Source organism: Streptomyces wedmorensis (genome assembly GCF_000716445.1).
Lineage (GTDB): Bacteria > Actinomycetota > Actinomycetes > Streptomycetales > Streptomycetaceae > Streptomyces > Streptomyces wedmorensis.
This window is the reverse complement of the sequence record NZ_JNWK01000029.1, coordinates 1-24,321: the sequence shown is the minus strand read 5'-3', so window position 1 is coordinate 24,321 and position 24,321 is coordinate 1. Positions and strand designations below refer to the sequence as shown.

Below are 24,321 nucleotides of genomic sequence, written 5' to 3'. Positions count from 1 at the left end.
CCCATGGACCACGACCTTCCGACGCCCGCGCACGACCACCGGCACCCCGACGTCGCCGAGGCCGTCGCCGGCGAACTCCGCCTCCTGGAACCGGCCGTACGCGCCTCCCGCACCCTCGCCGCCGAGCTCCTCGACCCCGCCTTCGTCGAGGTCGGCGCCTCCGGCCGCCGCTGGACCCACGCGGAGATGCTCGCCGCCCTCCCCGACATGACGGGCAGCACCGACGACGACACGCGCTACGAACCCGGCCCCGTCACCGCCGTCCTCCTCGCCCCCGGCCTCGTCCACCTCACCTACGAGACCCTCCACGACGGCCGCCACGCCCGCCGCAGCTCCCTCTGGCGCCGCGAACCCGGAGCCGCCCCCGACGCACCCCTGCGCATGTACTACCACCAGGCCACACCGGTACCCGAGTCCGTGGTCTAGAGGGTCTCGACGATGCCGACGGACCGCCTGTCGACCCGAGCCCGTGAGCTGTGGGAAGGCCTGGCCGGCGTACCGGTGTCGTTCCCGCCGTCCGGCGGTGTCCGAGTGGTCGTCTCCCCGGAATCGGGACTGTGCCCGCCAGGATGGACCGGTGTGGTCGTCCTCGACGGCTCGGCGATCGTCACCGCGCCGAGCGAGGGCACCGCCGCCGTGGTGCGCGACGCGCTGATCGGGCGGCGGACGGACGCCGACGCGATCCGCGACGCCCTGCCCGCGGCCGGAGTACTCGGCCCCGCCGTCCTCGCGTACCTGTCCCCGGAGGGTTTCCGCCCGGCCGCCGCCTCCGCCACGCTGGAGCGTCTCCCCGGTCACCACCAGGCCCTGCGAGCTCTGGAAGGCGCGGCAGGCCGCGAGGACGCCGACGAGGCTGCCCTCGACGACATCACCTCGCCCGCCTTCGTGGTCCGCGAACGCGGCGAGGTCGTGGCCGCCGCCGGCTACCGGACCTGGCCGCGCCGGACGGCCCACCTCAGCGTTCTGACCGCACCGGCCGCACGCGGGCGCGGACTCGCCCGCCGCACGGCGTCGGCGGCCGTCGCCCACGCCCTCGGCACCGGCCTCCTGCCCCAGTGGCGCGCCCGCCCCGCGGCCTCCCGGCGGGTGGCCGCGGCGCTGGGCTTCGAGGAGCTGGGCGCCCAGCTCTCCGTCGAGATCGTCCCGGGGAGTCCCGGCTAGCTGGGGGTGACGCTGCCGTCGTAGACGTGGTCCGGGGTGATGATCTGCGTGATCGCGCGGGCCATCAGCGTCGACGGCTCCTGGTTGTCGACGCGGCGGATGTCCGTGTTCATCATGAGGACCAGGGTGGCCTTCTGCGAGGGCAGGTAGACGGTGACGGTCTCGTAGCCGGGGATGGAGCCGTTGTGCCCGATCCACCCGTCCGTGTCGAGGATGCCGAGGCCGTAGCTGGTGCCGGGGAAGCCCGTCGGCAGGGTCTTCATGCGCTGCGCCTGGGTCGCGGGGCTCAGCAGCTCTCCGGTGGCGAGGATCTTCGCCCAGCGGCGCAGGTCCTCGAGGTCCGAGATCATCGCGCCGGCCGCCCACGCCCAACTGGGGTTCCAGTCCGTGGCGTCCGCGACGGCGCCGGTCAGGGTCTGGTCCGTGTAGCCGCGCGGGTGCGGCTCGGGGAACTCGGCCCCCGACGGGAAGAGCGTGTGCCGCAGGTGCGACGGGCGCAGCACCCGCTGGTGGACGACGTCGGCGAGCCGGCGCCCGGTGACCTTCTCGATCACGAGGCCGAGCAGGACGAGGTTGGAGTTGGAGTACTCGAACTTCGCGCCCGGCTTGAACGTGTTCTTGTGCTTCATGCCGTACGCGAGTGCCTCCTGCGGCGTGTAGGAGCGGTGCGGGTCGCTCAACAGGTCGTGGATGAAGTCCGGGTCGGACGTGTACGGGAACAGCCCGCTGCGCATCTCCGCCAGGTGTCGCAGGGTGATGTTCCTGCCGTTGCGCACGCCCTTGACGTACTTGGCGATCGGGTCGTCCAGACCGACCTTGCCGTCGTCGACGAGCTGGAGCAGCGCGGTGACCGTGAACGTCTTCGTCTCGCTGCCGATCCGTACGACCGAGTCCTTCCTCATCGGCTCCCCGGTCGCCGTGTTCGCGACCCCCGTCGCCCGGACGTACCTCCCCTTCCCCGGCATCCACACACCGACGACCACGCCGGGAATCCCCGCCTGCTTCCGCACCTCCTCGATCGCCTTGTCCAGCCGCGCCTCCACCTCCGGCCCCAGACCGCCCGGCGGACAGTCCGCCGTCCCGTGGCGGTCGGCGGCCGCCGCATGCACCACCGGGGCCGGAGCCACGGTCATCGGGGCCAGCACGGACGCCACGAGCACGGTCGCGGCGAACAGACGTCGGGTGGGGATACGTCGCATCTCGGGGCGCCTTCTCCTGATCGGGAAACGGACGGCCACATCACCATCCCGCCCGCCGCCCCGGCCTCCCCTCCCGCCCGCATCGCCACGAGTCCACTCGTTCGGAGCCGCGCGCCGGACCCCGCCCGGCACGGCGGGGCCGACCGGCCCCCGGCCGCGGGACGGTCCTCAGCCCCGCGCCACGTCCTGGGCGAGCGCCTCCAGCCACGCGCGGTGGTCGTACGGCGCCGGCGGGTCCAGCTCCAGGCCCAGGCAGGCCAGGCCCAGGCAGGCCAGGCCCAGGGCGCAGTCCTCCTCCGCCAGACCCAGCGCGAGCAGCTCGTGCAGCTCGCCCGGCAGCCGGGCCGCGAGCGTACGGTCCGAGGTGTCCAGGTAGTCGCGCGGCGCCTCCTCGTGCTCCTCGAACTCCTCGCCGAAGTCCTGCGAGAACCAGCCGCCGAGTAGTTGCCCGAGCTCCGGGAACCGCGCCTGCCACTCCCCCCGCGTGCGCGGCGCACCCGGGGGCGGCACGGCGCCCTCCGACAGACTGCGCCTCAGGTGGTCGGCGACGGTCAGCAGCCACGCCTGCACCGAGGCCTCGTCCCGCCCGGTGTCGGGCAGCGCATGGACCTCTCCGAGCCGCAGCCGCAGCGGCCCGGGGGATTGCGGGCGTACTCGCGGAGCTGGCTCTCGGCGATCCCGATCGCCCAGGGCCGACTGTGCCAGGTGTGCCGCAGGTAGGCGGTGAGGGCCTCACCCGGCTTCTCGTCGGTGTCGTCGGCGGGCAGTCCGGCGTACGCCCGTAGCACCCTGGTCCATCTCGCCGTACTGGCGGTCGTGCTGGAGCGGTGTCAGCGCCATCTGGGGCTTCTCCTGCCGGATGTCGGATGTCGGATGTCGGATGTCGGATGTCGGACGTCGGACGTCGGATACGGGGCGCCGGGCGTCGGACGTCCCATGCGGTGTGCGGGGCGGGGGCGTCGGCTTCAGAGGTGGATCGGGAAGGTGGCGTGCACGACGAAGCCGAGGGGACTGTCAGGGGCGCGCTGGAGAACCACGCGCGGCGCGGGTCGGCACCGCCCCCGGACCGGCCAGCATCATCCCCTGGAGGAGCACCTGCCCGACCGGCTCGGGGCGGGACGGCCACGACGCCTCGATGGTGAGTCTCCGGCGGGTGGACTGGGCCAGCCAGCGGTGCACCGCCCGCCCGTTCTGGGTGACCATCGCCTGGGTGGCCCACTGGGCGGTCTCCCGGTCGGGACAGCTGGCGGAACGCGTCAGCACGGCTTCGGCTCCTCTCGACCGCCGGTCCAGGCGAGGGGACCGTGCTCCCGGCGCAGATGGGTGGTCAGGGTGTCGGAGATCAGGTTCAGCCAAGCGGTCCAGGACGTCTGGGAGCTCGAACCGAGGAGGAGCTCGAAGCCGAAGAAGCGCCCCAGGAGCGCGTCGTCGGAGAAGAGCGCGAGGGCTTCCGCGCACTCGCCCACGAGGGGAGGCAGCCGCCAGGTGCAGAGGTCCCGTCCGTGGCAGTCGGCGACGAACACCCCGATCCGCTCGGTGTCGGTCAGATCGGGGTCCTCGACGGCGATGCCGTCCTGGCCGAAGTAGACGCCCAGCATGCCCTCCAGCTTCGGGAAGCGCCCGCGGAGTTCCCCGACGCCGGGCACCCACGCGGCGAGCTTGGCGTCCACTCCCCGCGGCCACGCGTCGACGTGATCGGCGATCTCCCGCCACACGCCGGGCGCACCGCCCGGACCGGACCGTTCCGCCAGCGCCGACAGGTCCTGCGGCACCCGTTCCCGCGCGCTTCCCCCGCGGCCAGCGCCTCTCCCGGAGCCGGCCCAGCCCAGGTCCGCCGCCCTGCCGTGGTGGGGCGGCTGCCGGATCACGTCGGGTACGGCCTTGAGGCTGGTCGGGGCGCCGCCGCCGGGGATGGAGGCGTACTCGGCGCGCACGTAGTTGTTCGCGGTGATGGTGAGGCCGTTGGAGACGCTGCCCACCGCGACCACCGCCAGTGCCCGCACCTCCAGGCAGAGGGCGCTGATCTCGGTGTAGGCGGCCACGAACGCCGACGGCCCGGAACCGATCCCGCACACGTGCTTGTGGTCGTCGAGGGTGTCAAGGAGGCGCCCCGGCGGTCGGTTGAAGGCCGTCTGCAGGTTGCGGATCAGGTACGAGGCGTACCAGACGTGCGTGGGGGAGACGTCGAAGCCGCTGGGGAAGCCGCCGGGGTCCACCGACGGCTTCATCCCCTGGACCTCCTTCACCGGGTCGGGTGGCGGCGCCGCGGTCGGGGACTGGAGGGCCTCCGCCTCACGGGCCACGTCGGTGCCGGATTCGACCCGCCGCATCGCCTGCAACGCGTCGAGTTCCTGTTCGGTGAAGCCGTCCCGGCTGAGGCGGATCGCCTCCTCCAGCACCCGAAGGCGCTCCCGGACGCGTACGGCGTCCTGCGCGACCTCGCGCTGGAGGCCGCGGTACGCCTCCCCGGTCGCGCCCTGCCAGCGTGACTGGATCCGGTCGACGATCCCGTCCATCTGCCGCACCTTGTCGTTCAGATGCTGCTGCATGGCGCCGAGGTCGTCCGCGAGCCTGGTCAGCCCGTCGTCCTCCGGTACCGCGAGATCAGGTCTGTCCACCGCCGTTGCCGGCCCCCGCCCACCCTCGAAGGTGCGACCGTCCGTCGCGCGAACAAGCTACAAGTGACCTTGAAAAAAAAGGAAGTTGGGATCGCCATCGATCGTGGCGACCGTAAACGACTGGCGTCGCCGCGGCGGTCGGGTTCCGCCTCGTCCGCTGATCCGCCGGACAGGCCCTAGCCGTACGCGTCCGTGACGCAGTCGGCGGCGCAGCGCCGGTGTTCGAAGCGCCGGCGCAGTGCGGCCGCCGCGTGGTGTCGTTCGACGGTGTCGTAGCCGTAGTGCTCGCGGGTGAGGTGTACGACGGCGTCGACGGTCACGATCGCGGGCTCGCCCTCGCCGGCGGAGCGGCGGGCTGCGGCGATGACCTGGTCGGAGGCGCGCTGGAGGGCGCGGGCGTACTCGCGTTGGGCGACCGAGTGCGCCCGGGAGGCGGCGAAGGGGCGTACGGCGCGGCCCTTCCACACGACGCCGGCCAGGATGAGCCCGAAGCCGACGAGGCCGACGAGCACGCCCACGACGGTATCGAGGTTCCATCGCATCGCCGGCCGTCCTCCCCCTCGATCCACAGCTGGGCGCGAGTCTAGGGGGTGCCCAGCCGATCAGGCCGGGCTCGCCGGGACACGCGTCAGGTGTGCCGGTCGCGCGGTCGCGCCCAGGAGGGAGTCCAGATGCCGGCGGCCGGGTGGCGGGCGCGCGGGGTGGCGGTGAGGTGCTCGCGGAGGGAGACGAGGGCGGGATGCGGGTTGTCGACGGCCCAGAGGAGGGAGTGGGGGTAGACGGGGGTGGGGCCGTGGACGGCGACGCGGCGGAGGTCGTGGGTCTCGGGCCGGACGAGCCGGGTCTGGGCGCCGACGAAGGTGGCGAGTTCGGGGGAGTCGGCGACGGTGTCGAGGAGGGGTTCGGTGCCGAAGTCGGGGCCGGTCACCTCGATGGCGAGCCCGAACTCGGCGGCGAGGTCGGCGTAGTACGCGGCCCACTCCGTTCCGCTGACGATGCCGGGCACCCAGATGCGGTGGCCGACGAGCTGTGCGGGTGTGACCTCGCGGGCACCCGCGAGCGCGTGCGCCGGTCCGGTGAGGAGTTGGAGGGGCTCGTCCAGGACCGGGACGGCCTCGATCCCCTCGGGGAGGCGGCTGCCGGGCATGGTCACGGCCCGGAAGGACGCGTCGACGGTGCCGGCCCGGAGGGCGGCGACCGCGGCCTCGGCGTCGAAGAGTGTCACGACGTCGAGTTCGATCTCCGGGTGGGTCCGGTGGAAGTCGCGCAGCAGGGCGGCCGGGGCGAGTCGCCGTCCCAGCACGTCCACCCGCAGTGCGCGACGGCCGGGCCGTACGGACGCGACGGCGCGTGCCTCGGCGCGGAGGAGGGCGCGCGCGTGCGGCAGGAAGGCCTGCCCGTCGATCGTGACCTGGGCCCCGCCGGCGGTGCGGGTCAGCAGGCGCACGCCGAGGTCCTTCTCCAGCGCGGCGACGCGTTTGGAGACGGCCTGCTGAGTGATCGACAGCTCGTCGGCGGCCTGCCGGAACCGGCCCGAGTCCACGACGGCGAGGAAGGTGCGCACCGCTTCGAGATCCACGGACGCCACCCTAGGTCGACAACCTGAGGTTGTGGTGTGACCGACTCGTGGTTGTTTGATCTGGGTCTCCTCGGACGGATTTGATGTCGGTGGTCGACGCGTGGTTGTCGGACCGGTCGGCGAGAGGGGTACGGACATGGCGGGCGGGGCGTCGCTCGGGAGGGACTTCGGGTGGCTCTGGGGGGCGTACGCGGCGAGCACCCTGGGGACCTGGATCGCGTTCAACGCCTTCCCGCTGCTCGCGATCACCGTGCTGCACAAGGGCTCCGCCGAGGTCGCGGCGCTCGCCGCCGTGGGTGCCGCGGTGGGTGCGGCGGTCGCGGTGCCGCTGGGGTCGTGGGTGGAGTTCCGCCGCAAGCGGCCGGTGATGATCGCGATGGACCTCGTGCGGTGTGCCGCGCTGCTGAGCGTCGCCGGAGCGTACGCGCTCGGCCGGCTGGGATTCGGCCACCTCCTGGTCGTGGCCGTCGTCGCCGCCGGCGCCGACATCACCTTCGGGGCCGCCTCGGGAGCCTGCCTCAAGGCGCTCCTGCGCCCCGAGGACCTGCTGCGCGCCCAGGCGCGCCTCGAGTCCACCACCTGGACCGCGACCGTCCTCGGCCCCCCGCTGGGAGGTGCACTGTTCGCGCTGCTCGGCCCCGTGGCGACGGTGCTGGCGGACGCCGTGAGCTATCTGCTCTCGGCGGCCGGCATCCGCGCGATCGGGGTGGCCGAGGTGCCTCCCGTGCCTCCTGCACCTCCTGCGCTTCCTGCACCTCCTGCACCTCCTGCGCCTCCTGTGCCTTCCGCGTCCCCCGTGCCTCCCGCGCGGGGGAATCGGCGGCCGGGCGTGGGGCCCCGGCCCCGGCCCCGGTCCCTGCCCCGGCTCGGCGACCTCGCCGCGGGGTGGCGCCAGATCCTCGGTCACCCGCTGCTGCGTCCGCTCTTCCTCAACACGGTGCTGGTCAACGGGCTGATCATGGCGACCGCGCCGCTGCTGGCCGTCCTGATGCTGGGGCCGCTGGGGTTCGCGCCGTGGCAGTACGGCCTGGCCTTCGCGGTCCCCTGCGTGGGCGGGCTCGTCGGCTCGCGGCTGGCGCGGCCGCTGGCCGCGCGGTACGGCGGGCACCGGGTGCTGCGGGTCGCGGGCGTGCTGCGCGTGTGCTGGCCGGTCGGCCTGGCGTTCGTGCACCCCGGGGTCACGGGGCTGCTGCTGGTGATGGGTGTGGAGTTCGCGCTGATCGCCTGCGCGGCCGTCTTCAACCCGGTACTGGCGGCCCACCGTCTCGGCCTGACCGCCACCGACCGGGTCGCCCGGACGCTGACGGCCTGGTCGGTCACGGCGAAGGCCTCGGTGGCGGCGCTGACCGCGCTCTGGGGCCTCCTCGCCGGCGTCGTGGGTCCCCGGGCCGCGATCGCCCTCGCGGGCGTCCTGCTCCTGGCCACCCCGCTGCTGCTCCCGAGTGCGGACCGTCTCGCGGAGGCGGCGGGAAGCGAGGACGGCGAAGGGCGGAGGGAGGCGGCGGGCGCCGGTCGACGGGATTGACACGTGTAAGTGGGCGGTGACACGCTCGCTACCCGGCCCCCGGTCCTTCCCGGCCCCGCGGCGCCCCCGTGCAGAAGGAGCAGCACCCCATGAGCACCACCGTCACCACCGACCGAGGGCCCGTCCGCGGCGAGCGCCGTGCCGACGGCAGCCTCCGCTTCCTGGGCATCCCGTACGCGCAGCCGCCGGTCGGCGACCTGCGGTTCGCCGCGCCCGTACCGCCGGAGCCGTGGACGGAGCCGCTGGACGCCACCGCGTACGGGCCGACGGCCCAGCGCCGCCCGTTCGCCGAGGTGACGACCATTCCCGAGCCGTCGATCCCCGGTGCCGGCGTCCTCAACCTCAACGTCTTCACGCCCGACACCGCCCCCGCGGCGGGCCTGCCGGTCCTTGTGTGGATCCACGGCGGCGGGTACGTGGCCGGCTCGGCCGCCAGCCCCTGGTACGACGGCGCCGCGTTCAACCGCGACGGCGTCGTCGTGGTCTCGTTCGGCTACCGGCTCGGCATCGAGGGCTTCCTCCACCTGGAGGGCGCCCCCGACAACCGGGGCGTCCGGGACTGGATCGCCGCCCTGGAATGGGTGCGGGACAACATCGCGGCCTTCGGCGGCGACCCGGCCAAGGTGACCGTCGCCGGCCAGTCGGCGGGCGGCGGCGCCGTCCAGACACTGCTCGCCGTCCCGGCCGCCAAGGGCCTGTTCCGGGGCGGGATCTCCGTCTCCGGCGCCGTCCTGACCCCCGACGGTCCCGAGGTGGCACGCGCCGCGGCCCGCCTCTTCACCGCGCGCACCGGGGTGCCGGCCACCGCCGAGGCCCTGCGGGACCTGACCGACGACGAACTCCTCGACTTCCAGGACCGCCTCGCGGAGCCCGGACCGGACCGCGAGGGCCTGCCGCCGATGCTGGCCCTCGCCCCCTTCGCGGACGGCGAGCTGATCCCCGTACCCGTGCGCGACGCGCTGACGGCGGGGGACGCGGGCGCCGACGTCCCGCTGCTGCTCGGCTTCACCGAGCACGAGTTCACGATGATCCCCGCGCCCGGCCCCGACGGTCCGCCGCTTCCCGTCCTGCTCGGCGGCCTCGGCCTCGACCCCGCCCGTGCCACCGCGTTCACCGAGGCCTACGCGGCCGACGGTGAGGCCCTGCTGTTCGGCCAGGCGCTGACCGACGCCACCTTCCGCGCCCCGAACCTCGCCGTCGCCGACGCCCGCGCCGCCCGCGAACGGCCCACCTGGTTCTACGAGTTCACCTGGCGCTCACCGGTCACCGGCCTGGCCTTCCACTGCCTCGACCTGCCCTTCGCCTTCGACGTCCTCGACTCCGAAGGCGTTCGCGCCGTGGCCGGCGACGCCCCGCCCCGCGCCCTTGCCGACGCCCTGCACCGCGCCTGGGTCTCCTTCGTCACCGACCAGGACCCCGGCGCCGACTGGCCGCCCTACACCGCCGACGAGCGCGCCACGATGGTCTGGGACGCGGAACCCCGGATCGCCGCGGACCCCGTCCGCCGCGTCCGCGAACTCTGGCTCGACTGAGGGGGCGCGGGTCCGGCCCAAGGGGGGGGCGGGGCCCCGGGACCGTGTCACACGTTCTTCATGCGCCGTGCATGGTCCGCCGGGCCGGGCGCCACGATGATCGATCGTGCGCCCGAGTCCCGGACCGTACGCCAGGCCGGTCCGGGACCTGGCGGGCGCACGACCATCGCGCCCGCCGCCCCGCCCCGAGGAGCCCCGCCATGTCCAGCCGCCGCAGCTTCCTCGCCGGGTCCGCCGCCACGGTCGGGCTCGGCGCCCTGCCCGCCACCGGCGCCGTGGCAGCGACGACGGCACCGGCCGGAGCGGCGGTACCGGAGGACGCGACCCGCCCGCCGAACCTGGTCGTGGTGGTCGCCGACGACCTCGGGCACGGCGAGCTCGGCGCGTACGGGCAGAAGCTCATCACCACCCCGCGCATCGACGGACTCGCCGCCGACGGGCTGCGGTTCACGGACGCGTACTCGACGGCGGCCGTCTGCGCCCCGTCCCGCTGCTCACTCCTCACCGGCCTGCACACCGGCCACGCGACGGTCCGCGCCAACCCGTCCGGAGCGCAGGGCTCCCTCACCGCCGGCGACACCACCTTCGCCCAGGTCCTCAGGGCCCGCGGCTACCGCACCGGCGTCATCGGCAAATGGGGCTTCGGACCGGAGAGCGCCGGCCAGGAGAGCCACCCCAACGCCCGCGGCTTCGAGGAGTTCCACGGCTACATCGACCACACCCACGCCCACCAGTACTACCCGGCGTACCTCTGGCACAACGCCGAGAAGGAGCCCGTCCCGGCCAACGCGGGCGGCGCCAAGGGCGTGTACGCGCCGGACCTGCTGCGGCAGAAGGCCCTCGACTTCCTCGACCGCCACGCCGCCGAACCGTTCCTCCTGTTGCTCACCCCGACGGTCCCGCACGCCCCCAGCGACATCCCCGACACCGGCGCGTACGCCTCCCGCACCTGGACCGCCGCGAACAAGGGGCACGCCGCACAGGTGAGCCTCTTCGACGCCCTCGTCGGCGACGTCGTCGACAGGCTCCGCGCCCTCGGCATCGAGGACGACACCATCGTCCTCGTCACCAGCGACAACGGCCCCCACGAGGAGGGCGGGGTCAACCCCGACCTGTTCGACGCCAACGGCCCGCTGCGCGGCTACAAGCGCAACCTCTACGAGGGCGGCATCCGCGTCCCCCTCATCGCCTGGGGCCCCGGCCGGGTCCTGCCCGGCACGAGCGACCGGCCGACCCCGCTCACCGACCTCCTCCCCACCCTCGCCGAACTCGGCGGCGCCCCCGCGCCGTCCGACGTGGACGGACTCTCCGCTGCGCCCCTCCTGACGGGCGGCGCGACCGCCGCCCACCACGACCACCTGTACTGGTTCCGCGACGAGCGGGGCGTCACGAGCCGCGCCGACGCCCAGGACCGGCAGCGGTCCACCTGGCTCGCCGAAGCCCTCCGCAAGGACCGGTGGAAGGCCGTCCGCTTCGCCCCCGTCCGCGACCACGCCCTCCCCGACGACCAGTGGCAGGTCGAGCTCTACGACCTCGCCACCGACATCGGCGAGACCTCCGACCTCGCGGCCCGCCACCCCGCCCGCACCGCCGAACTCGTCGCCCTGATGCGCTCCTCCTGGCAGGACACCCACCCCCGCGCCGCCTTCGGCACCGGCCTCACGGTGCCCTCGCTCGCCGTGCCGGCACAGCCGTTCACCACCACCGCCACGCTCGCCAACGGCTCCTCCAAGGCCTGGAGTTCCGCCGCCCTCACCCTGCGTGCCCCGGCCGGCTGGACCGTACGCGCCACTATGGCCACCGCCGCCGCGCAGCTCGCCCCCGGAGCGCGTCTCACCGCCACCTGGCAGGTCACCCCGCCCCCCGACGCCCCCACGGCGACCCCCTGGACGCTGACCGCCGAAGGCACCGCCCTCGCCCCGGGCGGCCCCGTGCGGTACGCATCCGACGCCATCGTCACCACCCCGCCCCCGGCCCCCACCCACGACAGCTACCTCTCCGACCTGCCCTGGATCCGCGCCGTCAACGGCTGGGGCCCCGTCGAACGCGACGCCTCCAACGGCAAGAACGCCGCCGGAGACGGCACCCCCATCTCCTTCGGCGGCACCACCTACCCCAAGGGCCTCGGCGTCCACGCCTACAGCGACGTCGCCTTCCACCTCGGCGGCACCGCGAACCGCTTCACCGCCCTCGTCGGCATCGACGACTTCTCCGCCCGCCAGAGCCCCGTCGGCGCCACCCGCGCCACCATCCACGGCGACGACCGCATCCTCCTCACCACCCCCACCCTCACCGCCGCCACCGGCCCCGTACCCATCGACCTCGACGTCCGCGGCATCCGCGCCCTCCGCCTCGAAGTCACCGACGCCAACGCCAAGACCTCCTTCGACCACACCTCCTGGGCCCTGGCGCGGGTCACGGTCGGGTAGCGGCCACGGCGAGCCCGCCGGTGGCGGCCACCGTCCGCGCGGACCGTTCGACGGTCGACCTGCTTGAAGACCGGCCGGTTTTCCGCGCTGCTCGTTCGTCCCCCGATCACCGGGGCCGGCGGTGAGGCATGACGACGCCCTTCACGGGGCACGCCCTAGCATCGGGGCCCAGGCCACCCCGCCGCACCCGCCACGGACGGACAGGAACGTCAGATGCCGATGGACTTCGCCGACCTCTCCACGCCACTGATCGCCGACGCCTGTGTGCGCTTGGGGGAGCCGCTGCGGGCGGCGCCGGCCGGGATCGTGCCCGTCGTCGCGGGGCAGAGGGTCGCGGGACGGGTGTTGCCCGTGCGGCACTACGGGAGTGTGGACGTGTTCCTGGAGGTCTTGGCGCGGGCCGAGGCGGGGGATGTCCTGGTGATCGACAACGGGGGGCGGGGGGACGAGGCGTGTATCGGGGACCTTGCCGTCCTGGAGGCGGAGGCGGCGGGGGTTGCCGGGGTGGTGGTGTGGGGGTTGCACCGGGACACGCCGGACCTGGTGGAGATCGGGCTGCCGGTGTTCTCGTACGGGCGTCACGCGCCCGGACCCGTGCGGCTGGACGAGCGGGACGCGGACGCGCTGACGCGTGCTCGGTTCGGGGAGCACGAGGTGACCGGGGAGGACTTCGTCTTCGGTGACGAGGACGGGGTGCTCTTCGTGGCGGGTGCCCGGGTGGAGGCGGTGTCGGCGACCGCGCGGAACATCTTCCGGACGGAACGAGAACAGGCGCGCCGCATCAGGGCCGGTGAGACGCTGCGGGAGCAGACCCGGTTCGACGAGTATCTGAAGGGGCGGGACGAGGACGCCTCGTACACCTTCCGGCGGCATCTGCGGCGGATCGGCGGGGCGATCGAGGAGTAGCCGGACGGGGCGGGGGTCAGCCCTCGAAGCCGACGGTGCCGTCCGGGAGGATGGCCTCGACGCGGGCGCCGTGTTCGACGGTGCGGCTGACGGTGCAGAACTTCTCGTGGGTGAGGCGGACGCCGCGGGCGAACACCTCGGCGGCCTTGGGGTTGTTGTCCGGCAGGTCGAACTCGTAGCTGACCCTGATGCGACCCACCCGGCCGTCGTCGTCGGGGCCGGACACGGACTCCACGACGATGCGCAGGTCGTCGTGGTCGACGGCCCGTGCGGTCCGGTCCACGACGAGGCCGCCGCAGCCGCCCATGGCGGCGAGCAGCAACTCGACGGGGGTGAAGGACGGCTGGGCGTCGGCGTCGTCGGCGGCGGCCATGCGCACCTCGGCCCCCCGGTCGTTGCGGGCGGTCCAGTTCCGGTAGCCGGTGCGGACGGTCTCGATGCGGTAGTCGGCCATGACGGGGGTGCTCCTCGTGCTCGTTCGGACGGTCGCCGCCACGCAACCCCACCGTCCGCGCCCGGCCAAGCGGACGCGCCGGGCGCACGCGGCGGCACGGGGTCAGTATCCGTGCCGACGGGCGGGGGCCGCACCGGCGCGGGCCCGGACGACCGTGCCCCAGGCCTCCGCGACCGCGCCCCAGACCGTGCGGAGCGCGGGTTCCGCATGCCGTACGGACGCCACCGCGGCCTCCGGGGAGCCGCCGGCGGCGCGGACGTCGTCGCCGTCGCCCGCCGCCCATTCGGCGACGGTGTCGGCGTCGACCTCCGGGTGGAACTGCACGCCCCACGCCGTGTTTCCGGCGCGGAAGGCCTGGACCGGGCAGTCGTCGCCGGTGAGGACCGGTACGGCGCCGGGCGGCAGGCGGTCTATCTCGTCCCAGTGCCACTGCGCGGCGAGGGCGCCGTCCGGTACGCCGCCCAGTACCGGGTCCGTCGTGGCGGCGGGCAGCCGGCGCAGGGGGACGACGCCGACTTCGGGGCCCTGGGACCTTCGTGTGACGGAACCGCCCAGGGCATGGGCGAGGATCTGGCCGCCTAGACAGATGCCGAGCAGGGGGACCTCGTCGGCCACGGCCTCGCGGACGAGGGCGCGGACGCGGGGGAGCCATGGTGCGGCCAGGTCGTCCTCGCAGTTGGCCGCGCCGCCGAGGACCAGCAACCCGGCGTGGCCGCGCAGCGATCGCGGGAGCGCCTCGCCGCGCCAGGCCCGCACGACGTCGAGGCGGAGTCCGGTGTGCAGGAGGTGTTCGCCGACGAGGCCGGGCCCGGCCTCCTGCTCGTGCTCCACCACGAGGACGGCGGGCGCCGTGCCCACCTCCGACCGGATCGGCGTGCCCACCTCCGACCGGATCGGCGTGCCCACCTCCGACCGGATCGGCGTGCTCGTTCCGGCTGTCGCGGTCGTCTCGGTCGTCATCGTCGTGCCCCTCCGCCCGTCGTTCCCCGGGATTCCGTCGTACGTTCGACCTTCAGAGGATCTCCGATGAACCGCCGCGGCGGGACCCCTCGTCGCCCCCTTCCTGCGGAGGAGCCGCTGCCCTTCACGCCCCGTGTCTGAGTAGCCGGATGCGCATGCCTGAGTATGTCGACCGATACGCCGTCCGCCGCCCGCTGATGGACTGGGGTCATGACTTCCGAAGCCCGGCGCAGCCGCCCCCTCCACCACGTCACCGTCACCGGTGCGGCCCTCGCCGTGGCGCTCGGTCCGCTGGTGATCGGTGCGCTGATCGCCCGGTCGGTGGGCGGGGATCCGATGGTCTCCGTCAACGCCCTGATCGCGGGCGGTGGTCAGCGGGCCCGGATCTCCCGGGCGCAGCTCCGCTCGGGCGCGGGACGGGCGCTGGGAGCCCGGCGCGGGCCGCGGATCCGGCGGGCGCCCGGCGGCCCGGGGAGCGGAAGCACGCTGCGACGGCGTCGGCCTCTCCGAAGGGCTCCCGGAGGTGCACCGGATGAGCGATGATCGTCGCCTCTGACGATACTCGGCGGTAGCAAGCCGGGGCACGGCGAAGGGCACACCGAATGGCGAGGCGGCACCCCGCGCGGGACGACCACACGAGCGGCACCGGGGACGGGGACGCGAGCCCGGCGGGCGGGGGCCGGCCCGGTATCGCCCGGCGCCGGTTCCTCGGGTACGTGCTGGCGGCGCCGACGCTCACGGTGGCGGCGCAGATCGGTGCCGAGGCGCTCGCGCCGCGGCAGGCGGCGGCCGCGGTTCCGGCGCTCGTGCCGTCGCTGCCGGGACCGGCCGAACTCCTCGACCTGAACGAGCTGCTGACGCTCGCCGCGCTCCCCACCAGCAACCTCATCACGATCCGCGTCGACGCGGACGGCACGGCCCACTTCGCGCTGCCCCGCGCCGAGGTCGGCCAGGGCGTCACCACCTCCAGCGCCATGATCGTCGCCGAGGAGCTCGACCTTCCGCTGGACAAGGTGAAGGTCACCCTCGCCGACGCGCGGCCCGAGCTGCTCTTCAACCAGCTGACGGGCGGCTCCAACACGACGTACTCCACCTACACGCCGATCCGGGTCGCCGCCGCGGTCGCGCGCGGCCGTCTCCTGCGGGCCGCCTCCCTCGTCCTCGGCGAGGCCGTCACCACCCTCACCACGAAGGCGGGCGCCGTCGTCTCCCCGACGGGGGCGCTGCTCGGATACGGCGAACTCGCCGCCAAGGCCGCCGCCGTCACCGACTCCGCGGTGGAGGTCACCCTCAAGGACCCGGCGCGCTTCCGTGTCGTCGGCACCGGGCATGGACGGGTGGACGCGCTCGACGCGGTCACCGGGCGCAAGAAGTTCGCGATGGACCTCCAGGTGCCCGACGCCCTGCCGACCATGGTGTGCCGCCCGCCCACCATCAACGGCACGGTCCGTTCGGTGGGCAACCTCGCCGAGGTCCGGGCCATGCCCGGGGTCACGGACGTCGTCACCGTCTCCACCGGCGTCGCCGTGCGCGCCCGCACCTTCGGCCAGTGCGTCGACGCAGTCCGGGCCCTGGTCGTCGCCTGGGGGCCCGGCACCGCCGAGGGCGCCTCCGACGCCACCGTCCAGGAGGAGCTCCGCCGCGCCGAACTGCCCCTGGTGGTCCCGGCCCTGCCTCTCCTGACCAAGGCGGTCGACGCCCGCTTCACCTTCCACTTCGCCAGCAACGCGGCGCTGGAGACCAACTGCGCCATCGCCGACGTGCGTCAGGACTCGGCGGAGATCTGGGCCTCGCTGAAGGCGCCGATCGTCGCCCAGGAGCGGATCGCCCTCAAGCTGGGCCTGCCGCCCAGCGCCGTCCGCGTCCACGTCACCGAGGGCGGCGGCTCCTTCGGGCGCAAGCTGTTCGCCGACGCCGCCCACGAGGCCGTCGAGATCTCCCGGGCCATGGGCAAGCCCGTCAAGCTGATGTGGCACCGCACCGACGACTTCCGCCAGGGTCGTACGCATCCGATGTCGACCTCGCGGGTGCGGGCCACGTACGCGCTCGGCGAGGTCCTCACGTACGAGCAGCGCCACACCTCCGTCGCCACCGACTTCGGGCACGGCGTCGGGGAGGTCCTCACGGCGGAGGCGGCCAGGCTGCCGGTCGGGGACGCCACCTTCTCCCAGACGATGTTCCAGCTCACCCAGATCAGCCCGTACCACCTCGGAGTCACCACCCAGCTGCTCTCCGAGACGGACAAGGGCTTCAACACGGGGTCGATGCGCAACATCTACTCGCCCAACGTCCGCTGCGCCCAGGAACTCGTCATGGACGAACTGGCCAGGCGGATGGGTCAGGACGGGTACGCGCTGCGGCGCCGGCTCGTCAAGGACGCACGGGCCCGTGCCGTCCTCGACAAGGTCGCCGAGGTGGGGGAGTGGGGCCGGCCCATGGCGGCCGGGACGGCCCAGGGCATCGCCGTCCACACCGAGTACCACTCGGCCGTCGCGATCCTCGCGGAGATCGACTGCCGGCCCGGGACCACCGGCCGGAAGGTCCCGAACGCGTACACCGGACCGAGGGTGACCAAGGTGGTCTGCGCCGTCGACGTCGGTCTCGCGGTCAACCCGCGGGGTCTGGAGGCCCAGATGATGGGCGGGATCGCCGACGGCATCGCGATCACCCTGACGTCCGGACTCCACCTGCGCGACGGGCACTTCCTCGAAGGCAGCTGGGACCAGTACTTCTACACCCGTCAGTGGAACACCCCGCCCGAGCTGGAGATCATCGTGATGCCCCCGACGGGCGACAAGCCGGGCGGCGCGGGCGAGCTGGCGGTCGCCGGCGCGATGGCCGCCGTCGCCTGCGCCTACGGCCGGGCGACCGGCACGATGCCGACGGTCTTCCCCGTCAACCACGCGGAGCCGCTGGCCTTCACCCCCCTGCCGACCGTCCCGCCCGTCCCGGCCTCGCCCACCGACGGCCGCGACCGCACCATCTGAGAGCTGGAGTCCCCGTGCCGCAGCACACCTTCATCCTGAACGGCAAGGCCGTCACCGCCGACGTCGAGGGCGACGTCCGGCTTCTGTGGGTCCTGCGTGACGTCCTCGGCGTCACCGGCCCCAAGTACGGCTGCGGGGTCGGCGTCTGCCGGGCCTGTACGAGCCACCTGAACGGCAAGGCGTTCACGCCGTGCGCCGTGCCGGTCGAGGACCTCGCCCCGACCGACGAGGTCACCACCATCGAGGGCCTCGCCGACACCGTCGACAGCGAGCTCCATCCGATGCAGGACGCCTGGCTCGACCTCGACGTCGCCCAGTGCGGCTACTGCCAGCCGGGCCAGATCATGACCGCCGTGGCGACCGTGCGCCGGGCGCGCGAGGCCGGCCGGGAGGTCACCGAGGCCGACCTCGACGCCATCCGGAACATCTGCCGGTGCGGCACCTACCACCGCATCCGGCAGGCCGTCCTCGAAGGCGCCCGCCGGATGGGATGAAGCCGGTAGTTCGTATCGCGAAGGTATTCTGTTCGCGTCACGAAGGTATTCTGTTCGCATGGCGAAGGACGATGGCGGAACGATGAGCGTGGTGACCGCGCTGGTGCGCGGCGCCTTTCTGGTGAACGCGGTCTACGCGGACGCGGGCCGGGAGTACGGGCTGACGCCGCAGCAGGGGCAGTTGCTCTGCGTGCTGATGCCCGGGCCGTCCGGGATGGGCGAGCTCGGCACCAAGCTGGGGCTCGCCAAGTCCAGCCTGACGGGTCTGGTGGACCGCACGTCCCGCCTCGGCTTCGTCCGCCGCGAGCCCGACCCGGACGACCGCCGTGCCGTGCGGGTGGCGCTCACCGAGGAGGGCGCGCGCGTGGCCGAGGACTTCTACACGGAGACCTGCCGCCGCGTCGAGGAGCTGCCGTCGGGTCTTGCCGACCCCGAGCGCGAGCAGCTGGCCGGCCTGCTCGGCCGGGTCGTGCGGGACAACGAGGTGCCCGTCGTCTTCGTCGACCCGGCCTGACCGGGCGGGCGGCCTCCGGGCCTTCCGGAAGGCCCCGTCCGGCTCGCAGGGGCGGCCCGGGCGGCCACTCTCCGTACGGGGCTTACGCCGAGGCGGGCACGCCCGTGACTTACGCCGAGGCGGGCACGCCCGTGCCGAAGAGCTCGACGAACCGGCCCGTGAACAGGTCGTTCCCCTTGTACTCGGCGACCGTCTCGGCCGGCAGGACGAGCGGCCCGTCGGGCGAGGGGAACTGCCCGACGCCGCCCAGCGGCCCCAGCGGCAGGAGCACGGACGGGACGGCCGAGGGCCGGTAGGCGGCCTCCGGGCGCTCGCCTTTGATCTGGGCGAGGATGTTGCGCGCCACCACCTCGGCGTGCTGCATGGCGTAGCCGGCCATCTTGGCCTCGGCGACGTCGGTGATGTCCCCGACGGCGTAGACGCGCTCCTGGCCGTCGACGCGGAGCAGCTCGTCCACCCGGACGTGTCCGGCCGGGGTCGTCGCCTCCGCCAGGCCGGCGCCGAGGAAGCCGCCGTGGACGCGGACTCCGTGGGCGCGGAACCAGATGTCGGCGCCGATCTTCCCGCCGTCCGTCGTCGCCACCGTGAAGGCCTCCGCGCGGCCGGGGCCGGCCGGCGGCTCCGTCACGGGCGCGGTGCCGAGGCGCAGCTCCACGCCGAGGGCGTCGAGTTGGCGGTGGAGGTCCTCCCGCAGCCCGGGGGCGAAGCCGGGCAGCAGTTCCGGCGCGGGGTCGACGATCGTCACCCGCTTCTCCGGCCACACGGCCTTGATCTCTCCGGCGAGTTCGAGTCCGACCGGTCCGGCCCCGCTGATGAGGACGCGTTCGGCGCGGGCCAGTTCGTCGTGGGTGTCCCGGAGCAGCCCGAGGGCCTCCTCGGCGGAGTCCGTGTCGAACTTCGCCGGGTACGGGTAGGCGGATCCGGTCGCGAGGACGACGTAGTCCGCGTCGATCCGGCGCCCCGAGGCCAGGGTGACGCCCCCGGCGTCGACGGAGGCGGCGCGTCCGCGCACCACCCGGCCGCGGGTGAGCAGCCGGTCGTACGGGAAGAAGATGTTGCCGGCCCAGTCGGGCCGTACGAGCGCCCGCAGCGAGCCGGCCGCGTGCACGAAGGCGTCCTTGGGCTCGACGAGGACGACGTCCGCCTCGGCGTCGAGTGCCTTGGCGACGGTGGCGCCGCCGTAGCCGCCGCCGATCACCGCGACGATTGCGTTCATGATTCCCCCTCGGAAAGACATGGCTTGTAGTTCGCACAACGAACCGTAGTAGTTCGTGGTGCGAACTGTAAAGTCCGAAGGGAGCCGCCTACGACGAAGGGGCCGACCGCTTCTCCCGTACCGCGTCCAGGTACTCCGCCACCGCGTCCCGGTTCCGGGTCAGGCAGCGGATCCGTTCGGTCATCCGGTCGCGCTCGCCCTCCAGCGTCGCCAGCATCTCCGGGGTCGCGTCGGGGAAGTGGATGATCCTCGGCTTGTTCAGGCAGGGGAGGATCTGCTTGATGATGCGGGTCGGCAGGCCGGCGTCGAGGAGGCCCCGGATCTGCAGCACCCGGTCGACGTTCGACCCGTCGTAGACGCGGTAGCCGTTCGGCAGCCTGTCCGCGACGATGAGGCCCTGCTCCTCGTAGTAGCGCAGGAGCCTGCGCGGTGTACCGGTGCGCTCGGACAGCTCGCCGATCCGCATGGGAAGCCCCCTCCGGGCGATCGCTTGACCCTCACATCGATGTGAGGGTTCGAGCATACGGAGCATGAGCCACGACACGACAGCGGCGGCCGGTCCGGTGACCCGCGCGCCCGAACCCGACGAACACCCGCCCCTCACCGGCCGGTTGCCGCTCCCCGCGCTGCTCGCCCTCGCCACCGCCGTCTTCGTCACGAGCCTCACCGAGACCCTCCCGGCCGGCCTGCTGCCCGCCATGAGCGCCGGACTCGGCGTCGGCGAGGCCGCGACGGGCCAGGCGGTGACCGTCTACGCCCTCGGCACCGCCCTCACCGCGATCCCCCTGGCGGCCCGGACCGCCGCATGGCGCCGCAAGCGCCTGCTGCTCACGTCCGTCGCCGGCTTCGCCGCCGCCAACACCGTCACCGCCGCCTCCTCCTCGTACGCCCTCACCATGGGCGCCCGGTTCCTCGCCGGAGTCGCGGCGGGCGTCGCCTGGGCCCTGCTCGCCGGATACGCCCGCCGCCTCGCCCCCGCGCACCTCCAGGGCCGCGCGGTCGCCGTCGCGATGACCGGCATCCCGCTCGCGCTCTCCCTCGGAGTGCCCGCCGGCACCTTCCTCGGCGAGGCCGCGGGCTGGCGCACCTCCTTCGCGGCGATGACGGTGATCGCCGCCGCACTCCTCGCCTGGATCGCACTCGCCGTCCCCGACCTGCCCGGCGAACCGCGCGGCGCCCGCGCCCCGGCGGCCCGGACCCTCGCGGTCCCCGGCGTCCTCCCGGTCCTCACCGTCACCTTCGTCCTCGTCCTGGCCCACACCGTGCTCTACGCCTACGTCGCCGCCTACCTGGCCCACGTCGGCCTGGCCGGCTCCACCGGGCTCGTCCTGCTGGTCTTCGGCGCCGCCTCGCTCGCCGGCATCTGGGTGACCGGCCGTCACATCGACCGCAGGCTCCGCGCCCTGACCCTCGCCGGAACGCTCCTCGTCGCCGTCGCGGCCGCCGCACTCGCCGTACCGGCCGGGAGCACCGCCCTCGTCCTGGCGGCCGCGGCCCTGTGGGGACTCGGCTGGGGCGGGGCGCCCACCCTGCTGCAGACGGCCGTCGCCGACGCGGGCGGGGACGCCGCCGACACCGCCCAGACGATGCTGGTCAGCCTCTGGAACGCGGCCATGGCGGCCGGCGGCCTGGCCGGCGGTCTCCTCCTCGACCTGCTCGGCGCGGGAGCCCTGCCCTGGAGCGTGCTCCTCCTGCTCGTCCCGGTCGTGGCCGTCGTGGCGGGAGCCCGCACCCACGGCTTCCCCGCCCGGCGCCGTGACGGCTGAACCGCGGCCCGACGGAACGGGCGCGGGCTCCCACCGTGAACGGTGGGAGCCCGCGCCGCGTACGGGACCGGTCAGACGGCGGGCGGGACGCGGGGCGGCCGGCCCGTGCCGCGCGTCAGCACGTAGCCGCCGATGCCGGCGAGCGCCGCGAGGATGCCGCCCGCTGCCGTCCAGAGCCAGCGGTCGGACCACCAGCCGGAGGACCAGCCGTCCTCCGGGGCCGCGGCCTCGACGGCGGTGCGCCGGCCCGCCTCCTCGTCCGCCTCCGCCTGGTCGGCGGTGGTCGCTCCGGGCACCAGGGGCGCGCCGAGCGACCCGTCGGTGGCGTAGGCGCCGCCCTTGTCGACCGTGTCGACCCCGATCCGGGCCGTGAACGGCTGCCCGAGGTCCTCCTCCGGCAGGCCGGTGACGGTCAGACGCACGTAGTAGCTGCCGGGCAGCGGGTCGTTCGCCCAGGCGTCGGCCGACGCGCGGACCGGTCGCAGGACACAGGCCAGCTCGACGGTCGCGGCCTCCTTCGGCGCCGTACGGGACTGCATCCCGTACATGCACGGCTGCCGGCGCCGCAGCCCGTCGTACACGTCGATCCGCCAGGTGGCGGGCCCGTGCCGCAGAGCGGCGTCGGGCAGCGTCACCGTCGCCCGGACGGTCGGCCGCTGCCCGGTGTCCGCGGGGAACACCCAGTACAGGTAGTCACCCGTGGCGGCCTGCGCGGTGGCCTGCTGCCCCGGCAGGAACCGGGCGGCGGTGCGGAACGTGGTCCCGGCCTCCGTCGGGCCCGACCCCGAACCCGCGCTCGGATCCGGCGTGGCGGAAGGGGAGTCGGCCAGGGCGGCGGGACCCGCGAGACCGAGGAGGGCGGCGCCCGTGAGCGCGGCCGTGGCGAGCATGCGTACGGTACGCATCAGTGGGTCCTCCAGACAGCGACGCGCCAGCGGGACAGCCAGCCCCAGACCAGACCGGCCAGGAACCCGACGAGCACCAGCGCGCCGAGCAGCCACCAGCCGCGGCCGAGACCGAACGAGGCCACGTCGGAGGCGGTCGAGGGACCGTCGACGACGTCCACCGTCAGCTCGATGGGCATGCCCGGCGTCGTCTTCACCGACGGGGGAGCGGAGAAGGAGTTGCTGACCTGGAGACACACGCTCTCGGCCGCCGGCTTGGCGTCCCCGGGCCCGTCGTCGAGGTCCGGCTTCGGGTAGCGCAGGCCGGTCGAGATCACGTCCGTGCGCCCGTCGCCCGCCTCGGAGCCGCGGACTATCTCCCGGCCGTGCAGGGTGACGGCCCGCAGCAGCACGCCGTAGTCGTCGTTGACGGCCCGGTCGGCCGAGACGCTGACGGAGGCGCGCAGTTCCTGACCGGGCAGCAGGTCCACCCGGTACCAGCGGTGCTCTCCGAAGGACTCGCGGTCCGTGTACAGGCCGGGCTTCAGCTGCGGGGCCTTGTCGCACCGCACCGCGCCCTCCGTGGCGACGGGGGTGACGACCGGGTCGGCCGCGCGGTCGACCAGCTGACGGACGCGGCGGGAGAGGTCCTCGGTGCGGTGGATGGAGGTGTACGTGCCTCCGGTGGCCTCCGCGATGCAGGTGAGCTGCTGCCGGGTCTTGGCGTCCGGCACCAGGCCCAGGGTGTCGATGACGAGGTGGATGCCCTTCGCCGCGATCTCCCGCGCCACCTGGCAGGGGTCGAGCGGAGCGCAGGTGTCCTCGCCGTCCGTGATGAGCACGATCCGCTTGGTCGCCCCGTCGTCGCCGAGGTCGTCGGCCGCGCCGAGCAGCGCGGGGCCGATCGGCGTCCAGCCCGTCGGGGCCAGGGTGGCCACCGCGGTCTTGGCCTCGGTCCGGTCCAGCGGTCCGACCGGGTACAGCTGCCGGGTGTCCTTGCAGCCGCGCTTGCGGTCCTGGCCCGGGTAGTCGGCGCCCAGAGTGCGGATGCCGAGCCGGACCTCCTCGGGCACCGCGTCCAGGACCTCGTTGAAGGCCTGCTTGGCCGCCGCCATCCGGGATTTGCCGTCGATGTCCTTGGCCCGCATGGAGCCGCTGACGTCGAGTACCAGCTCGACCTTGGGGGATTCCTTCGCCGGCTCGTCGGCGGCCGCGCCCGTCGGCAGGAGCGCGACGCTCAGGGCGGCGAGCAGCGCGCAGGCCCCGGTCGCCAAGCGTTTTCTCGTGATCATCGCCGGATCGTATTGATGATCCTCCGACAATCCCAAATCACGTCCGGCTGTCGAGGCGTCCGACGAGGCGGGCGCCCGCGCCGCGGCCCCTTGCGGACGTCGAACCGATGCGGCGGAGCCGGGCCGCATCCCAGGTACGAGGGGCCGGGCCCGGCCTCACCGATCCAGCCCGCGTCCGCCTGCGGCGGCACCGATGCTGGGCGAGCGGAATGAGGGTGCTGGTGGTGGTGCGGGTCAGTACCAGAACTGGTTGAGGCCTCTGTTGCAGTCCCACTGGGTGACCGGGGCGCCGTCGTCGGTGCGCCAGCCGCCGATCTCCAGGCACTTGCCGCTGTGCACGTTGACGAGGGTGACGATGCGTTCGCCCGCGTACTGCATGGACCATTGCTGGTTGGCGCCGCCGTGGCAGTCCCACTGGCCGACCTGGGCACCGTTGGCGGTGGACCAGCCCTTGACCTCGAGGCACTTGCCGCTGTTCAGGTTGTAGATGAGGTAGCCACTTCCGTAGTAGCTCCCGGTCCATTTCTGGTTGGCACCCGCGTGGCAGTCCCACTGGTTGACACCGGCGCCGTTGGCGGTGGACCAGCCGCCCACTTCCAAGCACTTGTTGCTGTTGATGTTGATGATCAGGTCCGACCGCGACAGGTCGAGGGCGGCGGCAGCGGGGGAAGTGGGCAGGGCGAGGGAGATGAGCAGGGCGCCCACGGCCGCACCCAGGGTGCGGCGGAGGTTCTTGGCCGCCTTGAATCGCATGGTGTTCTCCTGGTGGGTCGTGGGTCGTGGGGCGTGGGTGGGGGGGGCGGGG

The 24,321-nt window shown here is 73.9% G+C and carries 23 protein-coding genes and 2 pseudogenes; 11 read left to right on the top strand and 14 right to left on the bottom strand.

What is annotated here, in order from left to right; genetic code table 11:
• Positions 1-3: 3 nt before the first annotated feature.
• Together OO54_RS22530 and OO54_RS22525 are read left to right on the top strand one after the other, a co-directional pair.
• Complete coding sequence (locus tag OO54_RS22530) at positions 4-426, top strand: nuclear transport factor 2 family protein (RefSeq protein ID WP_051787106.1); 423 nt, start codon at positions 4-6, stop codon at positions 424-426.
• Between the two features lie 12 nt (positions 427-438).
• The gene (locus tag OO54_RS22525; protein WP_033205795.1) at positions 439-1,161 is read left to right on the top strand and encodes a GNAT family N-acetyltransferase; all 723 of its coding nucleotides are present in this window, start codon (positions 439-441) and stop codon (positions 1,159-1,161) included.
• On the opposite strand, the gene OO54_RS22520 is transcribed toward OO54_RS22525, so the two are convergent.
• The 6 genes and pseudogenes from OO54_RS22520 to OO54_RS22495 all read right to left on the bottom strand — a co-directional run bounded on the left by OO54_RS22520 (position 1,158) and on the right by OO54_RS22495 (position 6,557).
• Entirely contained in the window at positions 1,158-2,360 is a 1,203-nt protein-coding gene (locus OO54_RS22520) for a serine hydrolase domain-containing protein (protein WP_033205792.1), read from the bottom strand. The genes OO54_RS22525 and OO54_RS22520 overlap by 4 nt on opposite strands.
• Before the next feature lie 168 nt (positions 2,361-2,528).
• The gene (locus OO54_RS48580; protein ID WP_324611645.1) at positions 2,529-2,930 is read right to left on the bottom strand and encodes a contact-dependent growth inhibition system immunity protein; all 402 of its coding nucleotides are present in this window, start codon (positions 2,928-2,930) and stop codon (positions 2,529-2,531) included.
• 395 nt (positions 2,931-3,325) lie between these two features.
• A pseudogene (locus tag OO54_RS41650) lies at positions 3,326-3,623 on the bottom strand (RNase A-like domain-containing protein).
• Positions 3,617-4,978: a WXG100 family type VII secretion target gene (locus tag OO54_RS43745; RefSeq protein WP_234439296.1), complete on the bottom strand. Its 1,362-nt coding sequence runs from the start codon at positions 4,976-4,978 to the stop codon at positions 3,617-3,619. Before OO54_RS43745 ends, OO54_RS41650 begins: the two are co-directional and overlap by 7 nt.
• A gap of 176 nt (positions 4,979-5,154) precedes the next feature.
• On the bottom strand, positions 5,155-5,520 hold the full coding sequence (locus OO54_RS22500; RefSeq protein WP_033205789.1) for a hypothetical protein: 366 nt from the start codon (positions 5,518-5,520) through the stop codon (positions 5,155-5,157).
• An 86-nt stretch (positions 5,521-5,606) separates the two neighbouring features.
• Positions 5,607-6,557, bottom strand: a complete 951-nt coding sequence (locus OO54_RS22495; protein WP_033205907.1) for a LysR family transcriptional regulator — start codon at positions 6,555-6,557, stop codon at positions 5,607-5,609.
• Positions 6,558-6,693: 136 nt separating this feature from the next.
• Here OO54_RS22495 and OO54_RS22490 point away from each other — a divergent pair, with 136 nt between their 5' ends.
• The 4 genes from OO54_RS22490 to OO54_RS22475 all read left to right on the top strand — a co-directional run bounded on the left by OO54_RS22490 (position 6,694) and on the right by OO54_RS22475 (position 12,949).
• Positions 6,694-8,082, top strand: a complete 1,389-nt coding sequence (locus OO54_RS22490; protein ID WP_078905297.1) for an MFS transporter — start codon at positions 6,694-6,696, stop codon at positions 8,080-8,082.
• An 89-nt stretch (positions 8,083-8,171) separates the two neighbouring features.
• The gene (locus OO54_RS22485; RefSeq protein ID WP_033205787.1) at positions 8,172-9,614 is read left to right on the top strand and encodes a carboxylesterase/lipase family protein; all 1,443 of its coding nucleotides are present in this window, start codon (positions 8,172-8,174) and stop codon (positions 9,612-9,614) included.
• Positions 9,615-9,814: 200 nt separating this feature from the next.
• Positions 9,815-12,043: a sulfatase family protein gene (locus OO54_RS22480; RefSeq protein WP_033205785.1), complete on the top strand. Its 2,229-nt coding sequence runs from the start codon at positions 9,815-9,817 to the stop codon at positions 12,041-12,043.
• A gap of 213 nt (positions 12,044-12,256) precedes the next feature.
• Complete coding sequence (locus OO54_RS22475) at positions 12,257-12,949, top strand: RraA family protein (protein ID WP_033205783.1); 693 nt, start codon at positions 12,257-12,259, stop codon at positions 12,947-12,949.
• A 16-nt stretch (positions 12,950-12,965) separates the two neighbouring features.
• On the opposite strand, the gene OO54_RS22470 is transcribed toward OO54_RS22475, so the two are convergent.
• Positions 12,966-13,403, bottom strand: a complete 438-nt coding sequence (locus OO54_RS22470) for an OsmC family protein (protein ID WP_033205781.1) — start codon at positions 13,401-13,403, stop codon at positions 12,966-12,968.
• A 102-nt stretch (positions 13,404-13,505) separates the two neighbouring features.
• Positions 13,506-14,363, bottom strand: a complete 858-nt coding sequence (locus OO54_RS22465; protein WP_051787105.1) for a type 1 glutamine amidotransferase — start codon at positions 14,361-14,363, stop codon at positions 13,506-13,508.
• 210 nt (positions 14,364-14,573) lie between these two features.
• Between OO54_RS22465 and OO54_RS46800 the strand changes: the two genes are divergently transcribed.
• From OO54_RS46800 to OO54_RS22445, 4 genes are read left to right on the top strand one after another with little or no spacing between them, the layout of a single operon-like run.
• On the top strand, positions 14,574-14,906 hold the full coding sequence (locus tag OO54_RS46800; RefSeq protein WP_063738312.1) for a hypothetical protein: 333 nt from the start codon (positions 14,574-14,576) through the stop codon (positions 14,904-14,906).
• A 59-nt stretch (positions 14,907-14,965) separates the two neighbouring features.
• On the top strand, positions 14,966-17,350 hold the full coding sequence (locus OO54_RS22455; protein ID WP_033205778.1) for a molybdopterin cofactor-binding domain-containing protein: 2,385 nt from the start codon (positions 14,966-14,968) through the stop codon (positions 17,348-17,350).
• Positions 17,351-17,364: 14 nt separating this feature from the next.
• Positions 17,365-17,844: a (2Fe-2S)-binding protein gene (locus OO54_RS22450; protein WP_033205775.1), complete on the top strand. Its 480-nt coding sequence runs from the start codon at positions 17,365-17,367 to the stop codon at positions 17,842-17,844.
• 58 nt (positions 17,845-17,902) lie between these two features.
• Positions 17,903-18,358, top strand: coding sequence for a MarR family winged helix-turn-helix transcriptional regulator (locus OO54_RS22445; protein WP_033205772.1), 456 nt, complete (start codon positions 17,903-17,905; stop codon positions 18,356-18,358).
• 109 nt (positions 18,359-18,467) lie between these two features.
• Here the strand turns inward: OO54_RS22445 and OO54_RS22440 are convergent, their stop codons facing one another.
• Positions 18,468-19,574, bottom strand: coding sequence for an NAD(P)/FAD-dependent oxidoreductase (locus OO54_RS22440; protein WP_033205769.1), 1,107 nt, complete (start codon positions 19,572-19,574; stop codon positions 18,468-18,470).
• 88 nt (positions 19,575-19,662) lie between these two features.
• Positions 19,663-20,040, bottom strand: coding sequence for a MerR family transcriptional regulator (locus tag OO54_RS22435; protein ID WP_033205766.1), 378 nt, complete (start codon positions 20,038-20,040; stop codon positions 19,663-19,665).
• Positions 20,041-20,104: 64 nt separating this feature from the next.
• Between OO54_RS22435 and OO54_RS22430 the strand changes: the two genes are divergently transcribed.
• A complete protein-coding gene (locus OO54_RS22430) occupies positions 20,105-21,340 on the top strand; it encodes an MFS transporter (protein WP_033205763.1) in 1,236 nt (411 codons plus the stop codon).
• Between the two features lie 71 nt (positions 21,341-21,411).
• Here the strand turns inward: OO54_RS22430 and OO54_RS22425 are convergent, their stop codons facing one another.
• The 4 genes and pseudogenes from OO54_RS22425 to OO54_RS22415 form a co-directional block, all read right to left on the bottom strand.
• Positions 21,412-22,245: a hypothetical protein gene (locus OO54_RS22425; RefSeq protein ID WP_033205760.1), complete on the bottom strand. Its 834-nt coding sequence runs from the start codon at positions 22,243-22,245 to the stop codon at positions 21,412-21,414.
• A complete protein-coding gene (locus OO54_RS22420) occupies positions 22,245-23,516 on the bottom strand; it encodes a VWA domain-containing protein (protein WP_078905296.1) in 1,272 nt (423 codons plus the stop codon). The genes OO54_RS22425 and OO54_RS22420 overlap by 1 nt, the downstream gene beginning before the upstream one ends.
• 110 nt (positions 23,517-23,626) lie before the next feature.
• Positions 23,627-23,710, bottom strand: a pseudogene (locus OO54_RS48805) (flavodoxin family protein); the annotation flags it as partial.
• A 40-nt stretch (positions 23,711-23,750) separates the two neighbouring features.
• Complete coding sequence (locus OO54_RS22415; protein WP_051787104.1) at positions 23,751-24,269, bottom strand: RICIN domain-containing protein; 519 nt, start codon at positions 24,267-24,269, stop codon at positions 23,751-23,753.
• Between the last annotated feature and the right edge of the window lie 52 nt (positions 24,270-24,321).